This window comes from Candidatus Omnitrophota bacterium, assembly GCA_016929445.1.
Lineage (GTDB): Bacteria > Omnitrophota > Gorgyraeia > JAFGIU01 > JAFGIU01 > JAFGIU01.
On record JAFGIU010000101.1, the window covers coordinates 1 to 6085 of the forward strand.

Sequence of the window (6085 nt, forward strand, 5' to 3'; positions counted from 1 at the left end):
AACAGAGGGATGCGCACCGGCCAACTGCGCGCCCGAACGGCAGCAATCCGAAATCAAACGCGCAGTCTTTTGAATAATGATATCCAGATAGCCTTCGCGTTGGAGTCCCAGGTCTTGACGCCGTTCCAGTTCGGCAAGCTGCCCGGAACACATCACCATGGTCGACCGGGCCACGGTCTGCATCACATCGGGCACTCCGATGTCCACGAGCAATTTGAATGCCTTACTATAGAGAATATCCCCGCAAATAACAGAGGCTTCGTCTCCCCAGCGCGAATTCAGGGTCACCTGCTTTCGGCGCAAAGCTGCGTGGTCCATGACATCGTCGTGAATCAAACTCGCCACGTGGATAAGCTCCACAACCACGCCAAGCTTCACCCGGAGCGCATCATCGGCTCCACCCGAATGCGCCGCCGACAGGAGCACCAGGGCCGGACGCAAGAACTTGCCACGCCCCTCGGCCAAGTGCCGGCCGATTTCCTGGATCATGCCGCGCTCGCCTTCAATCTGCCTCAAATACTCTTGATCCACCCGCTCCAGCGCATCCCAAACAGGAGCGTAAATCGTCTGCAAGGGAGCAAATTGCGACACCGTCGATTGAGAGAGGATCGGATTCATCGGTCTTTCTCCGCCCAGTAAATCCCGACTAAACCCCCATACACCGCATCAAAACCTGATTTACAGAATCCAACTTCTTTCATGGTCCTCACCACTTCCTCAGGCTCCATAAACTCCAAGATAGAAGCCGAAAGATACTCAAAGGGTTCCTGCGTCCCGGTCAAGACCCGCCCGATACGCGGCAGCACCCGGTTCAAATACCACCGGTGCCCGTTCTGCATCCAGGCAGAGCCGGGCTTTCCCAAATCCAGCATCAAAACCTGTCCGTGGGGCCGGAGCACGCGAAACACTTCATCCAAGACCCGCGGCATTTGGGATCGCACATTGCGCAATACAAACGCACTGATGACTCGATCAAAAGAGGCGGACACCACAGGAATGTCCGCACCGCTGGCGCGCAACAAAGTGGACGCTAACGGAGAAGGCACCCGCGTCTGATTCCGGCGCGCACACCGGAGCATGTCTGCGGAAATATCCACCCCAAGCACCCTGCCTGAGGCGCCCGGACGCTCGGAAACCTGGGAAGTCAAAACCCCGGTCCCGCAGCCCAGGTCCAGAATATCGCAATGCCCGGGAAGCCTGCGGATCAGGGTACGGCGCCAGGCCCGGTCCAAGCCAAAACTGGCCAGACTGTTGAATTGATCGTAGCGATGGGCAATGCGGTCAAAGACCCTCTCGACCTCGTTTTGCTCCAGGACCGGGCTGTTCATAGTTTTATAGTATACCTGAAGGGGGACGGACCTTCCGCAACTAATGGCAGAAGCTAGGGTTGGCGAGACCTGTCCCCAGAGTTAGAGAGAGGATTGGATTTGGGTCTGGAAGAGGGCGCGGGTCTGCAGAGTCTGAATGGAATCCGGTGCGGCACGGGTTCCGGGATCCGATGTGTCAAAGCTCAGCGCCTGCAATTCCCGAGCTGTAACGATATCTCGCGTAAGCTCCACAGAAGCGACACTGAGCGTATCGGGAATGGACTCCACCGTAGTTGTTCTTTCTGGAGATGATAACACCGCATCCGCACGCCCCACCTCGAGGACTATCCCATCAAAGCGTATGCCATTGATGACAACCGGCCCACTTTGGGACGCTGCGAAAGTTCCGGGGGGTTCGCCCTCCCGTACGTCCTGCGCAAAATTCTGGAATTCATTTACAAAACCATCTCGTTGGGAACCAATCACTGCAATCGTAGCACTTGTGTCCGCAGTCAAGACCCCTACAAGATTGAAAGCAACCGAAGTTATGTCATAAGCATAGGCGATGTCGGCAGGATCATAGGACTCACCCACATTCACCACATAGGTTATTGCACCGTCAACAGATTCTATGCGCTCAACTCCAATTCTTGCTGTTCCCAGGGGATCAGGAATACTCTGCTCCCGCTCAGCCAAAAGACCGGTCAGTGAATCCTCTGCTGCAGGAACCACAACATGCGGTATGGCTTCGTTCAAAGCATCGGTACCCAGAGTCACTTGTACCCCTCGCCAGATCTCACTCATACTGCCTCCCAGCAGCATTTCCATGGTATATATTCCCGTCCGGGAGTCCTTTCCAATCTGCAAGCCGGGGTGCTTTGCCAGAGACGCCAGCATGGCCTCAGGGGCTTGAATTGCCCTCTTCTCATCAAGGTTTTCAGCAGGCGCCTGCCATGATAAGCCCAATGGGAGATCCACACCCCCAAGGTGCTGCTCTATAACCAAGAAATAAGTCGGCTCTCCATTCTCGTGTTGGACCGGGATTGTGTGGAGCACATCTGGAAGATAAGACAGCTCTTCTGCAGGAACCGCAAAACGGATTTGCACACTTCCAGGTTCTCCTTCTAAGAAGTAGCCCAGGTCAAAAGTCGCCCAATGCATTGGTTCCGCAGACACTGGGGTAAGTCTGCTGAACTCAAGATGAGTCCCTGCCCCAAGCACAGCCTGGACCTCTTGCTCCAAACGTGTGAGCCCCCAAAGGACTTCTCCCACATTCCAATCTCCGCCCATATTGAACTGAGCCATCACACCCGCAAAAGAGATACCTTCATCATTTCGGTCAGATTGGTGCAGGGCCATCCAGCGATCTCTTTCTTCTCCAGCCAATAAATATGCGACCGCATACGCTTCGGCTTCTGCCCTGCCCAATCTCTCCAGCTGAGGGTAATCGTAAGATCGTGGCGCATTCCAATCCAGCAGGCGATCCGGCTCAAACAGGAACTCTCCGTTCACATCCGCCCGCACACCCTCTTGATTCTGATACCCATGCACAGCTTCATGGGCTGTTTGTGCCATAAAACCCTGTTGGACCATGCTTGCCAACTGCCCAGGTGTCGGAGACTCCCCGTTGTGATCCCAAGCCCAGAAGAAGCCCAATCCTTCTTGGCCCTCTCGTCCACGAACCGGATTATAGAAGTCCAAATTGAACAGCATGGTGTTTTTCCCATCCAGCAAGGTCATACCCGCAGATTGGAGGGGCCACCCGTCCGGAAATTTTTGAGCAAATTGAATCCTTTCAATGGATGGCAAGAAAAACAACCCGATCCTTTCGTCACTAACGCCGGCAATCCTAGCTTGAAAGATATTCGTTATGCCCGCACGGAAAAACTCGGTCATTTGCTCCCTGGTAAAAACCCTGTTCACAGGACTGTAATTGATGTCATCCATCGCTGTATTGAATTGAGTGACTAAATCATCCACAATCGCTCGAGCCTCCGAGCTAAGAGACTCCCCTTGCAATGGCGGAACCTGCACTTGTGCGGCCGCTAACTCCGAAGCAGCCCCCAATGCCCGCAAAGGCTGCTCCAACCCAATGATTAGCCCTGCGGTCAAAAAGGCGGCTCCTCCCAAGAAGGCTCTGCGCGTTATGGGGCCACCTCGCATGGCAGCCCTTATTTGATCCGCAATGCCTTCTGTAGAGAGATTTCTTCGAACCCACCCCACTGCAGAAAGGATCACTCCTTGCACAAAGGGCTGCGGGTACCTGGCCAACAGCGCAAGAACCTGGGAAGCGGCCTGTCTCTGCTCCTCGCCCGAACCCTGGACGCTCGCCCACTCCAGCCACTGGCGCTCAGCTGCACGCTGGGCCCCCTGAATGTATGCGTCCCGCAAATCATTACGAATCTCCGGATGCTCCTCAATCTGCCCGATCAGCGCGTCCAGCCATTGCTCATAGTCTCTTTGCACGCTGTCCTGATCTTCAGGTCCATAGTGCTCCTCCAGCATGCGCCGTATCTCCCCCAGTTGTTCATCAAAGAAATTCAGTACCCCGGCTTGATCTTCAATAGGACTGCGCGCCAGCATATGGGGAATCGCGAGAGTTTCGGTGTCGGCGGCTCGCCGGGCCACCCGGATTCCCGTTTGCTCCGGCCCTATATTCAGCGCCATCATCCGCTCCAGGTAAAGCCCGGAGTCTTCAAGATGTGTCACCTTGGGCACCACCACCACAAAAGAAATATTCGACTGCTCCAAAATCTGTGTCACGCCCACGCTGTGGAATCCACCGGTGATCAAGACGCCTAAGCGCTCCTTGCCCTCCTGCAGATGCCGCAGAAAATTCTCCACGAGCGGCGGGTTGCGTTCCTCAGCTACGGTGTAAAAGGCTTGCGCACTGAGCAAGGCCCTGTCCCATTCCAATGCGCGGGTTCGTATGTCCGAATCCATATCCCAAATCCCCTGCCGCTCTTGGATCTCTTGCAGGGATTGGACCAAAGCAACGCCCCGGCAAAGGGCACGATTTGATTGGTAGACCTCCCACTCCGCGGGACCGGCCTCTGCTCGCAACAGCTTGCCCACGATTTCAATACGTTTTTGAAGATGATAAAGAGCCTTTTGGTCCTCATCCTCGAGAAAGCTTAGGAGCAAGTCGTTCTGAAGCGCCTCCTGCTCCTGAATCAATTCTTGGGGCTTCAAATGCTGCCCCAAGCTTTCAATTTCCGCCATAACAGTCATCTGCGGGTAATCGGTATTGCCTTGAGTGGCGAAGTTGAGGGTCCCCAAAAGATGCTGCGCAAACTGACCGGGGGTCAGAGAGCCTGAAGCCAGGAGCCCGGCCGCGGCAATAATCTCTTCTTGCTCCCGGGGAGCCGCGTCGCCGGTGCGGATACGGTCCAACACCCGCGTAAGTTCTGCCTTGAAAGCCTCGGGGCGATAGAAGGCCTGCAGCTCTTGAAGCCGGAAAAAGGCCGCAAGGGTTGGATAGGAAATTTGCAAGTCAATGCCGAGTTCCCCGGCCGTCGCGCGCAAAAGGCCAAAGTGGGTCTCCATCCCCACCTCGCCCTCTGCAAATCCTCGATAGGCCCGCACAAGCTCCCGGGCTCCGGCAGGATAAAGCACATTGCCCAAGGCCTCTGCCTGGTTCTGGAAATCCTGCAAGCTCTGCAACACCCCGGAATCCACGCTGTGGATTTCCCTAAAAGCCCTAAAGTCCCCTATGTACTTAGCGCGATCCTCCACGCCGAGAAGCTCCAGAGGGATGCGATCTGTAATACAGATTTTCTCAGGCCCGGTGATGAGCGCTTTTGCCAACGCTTGGCCGGCCCATTCGCGCCGCACCTCCTCATTGGGCAAGGTGCTAAAAAGAAAGGTATCAATCGGGCCTTCGCTGCCTTCCAAACCCACTTGCGCCATTCCGTACGTCTCGTACAGATAGCGAAGAATCTCAGCAATATTGTTTTGCGCTTCGGGATTGGCGTGCAGGTCCTGGATGTGAACCACGATTTGCCGCGCCAAGGGGTTTTTGCGGCGCTCCACAACTCTGCCGATTTCGGCAGGGATTTGGAGGGCGGAAACATCCAGGTTTTCAGCGCCGGAATGAGCGATTACTTTTTGCAATGCGGGTAAGGAAACCGGGGCCTCTGGGCTCAGATTGCTTTGAACCGGGCGCACAAACTGCGGGCGTGAAGGCGCGGCGAACACCGGGTGGATACTGGTCCACAAGAACACCTGAGCCAGGATCAATGCCAGAAATCTAAAGCCAGGACTTCGAGGATTTCTCATCAAAGACACACTCCTGCAACATACTAAAAAGTGTACCTGACAAAGGGGTATCCTCCAATGCTTTTTAAATTACTTTAGTTTCTTTAGAGACTCTTCTTATTTTATGTAAACTATTTATTCGTAATATCTTACTAAATAGTGGATTTAATGAGGGCCTGGATAAGATCCGGGACAGTTGAGGAGGAAGCACAAACATCGACCCGGAGACCGTAATCCTCCAAAGTGCGGGAGGTGATGGGGCCAATGGAGGCCACCTGGGTCTGTCCCAAAATTTTGAGGGCGCGAGGCTTTCCGACCATTTTGAAGAACTGCTCCACGGTAGAGCTGGAAGTGAACAAGGCGGCATCCAGGTTCTCCAGCTTTGCGAGCTGGGACGGGCTGGCCTTCTCCGGCAAAGTGCGATAGACCGGCACGACTTCCACGCGGGCACCTCGCTCCCTCAGTCCTTCAGGCAAAGTGTCCCTCGCTTCTCGAGCCCTGAAGATCCCACTCGCTTGCCT

At 55.0% G+C, this 6085-nt stretch carries 4 protein-coding genes; all 4 read right to left on the reverse strand.

What is annotated here, in order from left to right; translation table 11 throughout:
- On the reverse strand, positions 1-618 hold a 618-nt coding region (locus JW937_08115), incomplete at its 3' end, for a polyprenyl synthetase family protein (GenBank protein MBN1587371.1).
- A complete protein-coding gene (locus JW937_08120) occupies positions 615-1328 on the reverse strand; it encodes a ubiquinone/menaquinone biosynthesis methyltransferase (protein ID MBN1587372.1) in 714 nt (237 codons plus the stop codon). The genes JW937_08120 and JW937_08115, both read right to left, overlap by 4 nt.
- 81 nt (positions 1329-1409) lie before the next feature.
- Complete coding sequence (locus JW937_08125) at positions 1410-5585, reverse strand: hypothetical protein (protein ID MBN1587373.1); 4176 nt, start codon at positions 5583-5585, stop codon at positions 1410-1412.
- Positions 5586-5716: 131 nt separating this feature from the next.
- The coding region (locus tag JW937_08130) for a uroporphyrinogen-III synthase (GenBank protein MBN1587374.1) at positions 5717-6085 on the reverse strand (369 nt) is incomplete at its 5' end.

Coding starts and splice junctions, on each gene's coding strand:
- JW937_08125 (MBN1587373.1), bottom strand. CDS start 5,585: ATGAGAAATCCTCGAAGTCCTGGCTTTAGATTTCTGGCATTGATCCTG.
- JW937_08120 (MBN1587372.1), bottom strand. CDS start 1,328: ATGAACAGCCCGGTCCTGGAGCAAAACGAGGTCGAGAGGGTCTTTGAC.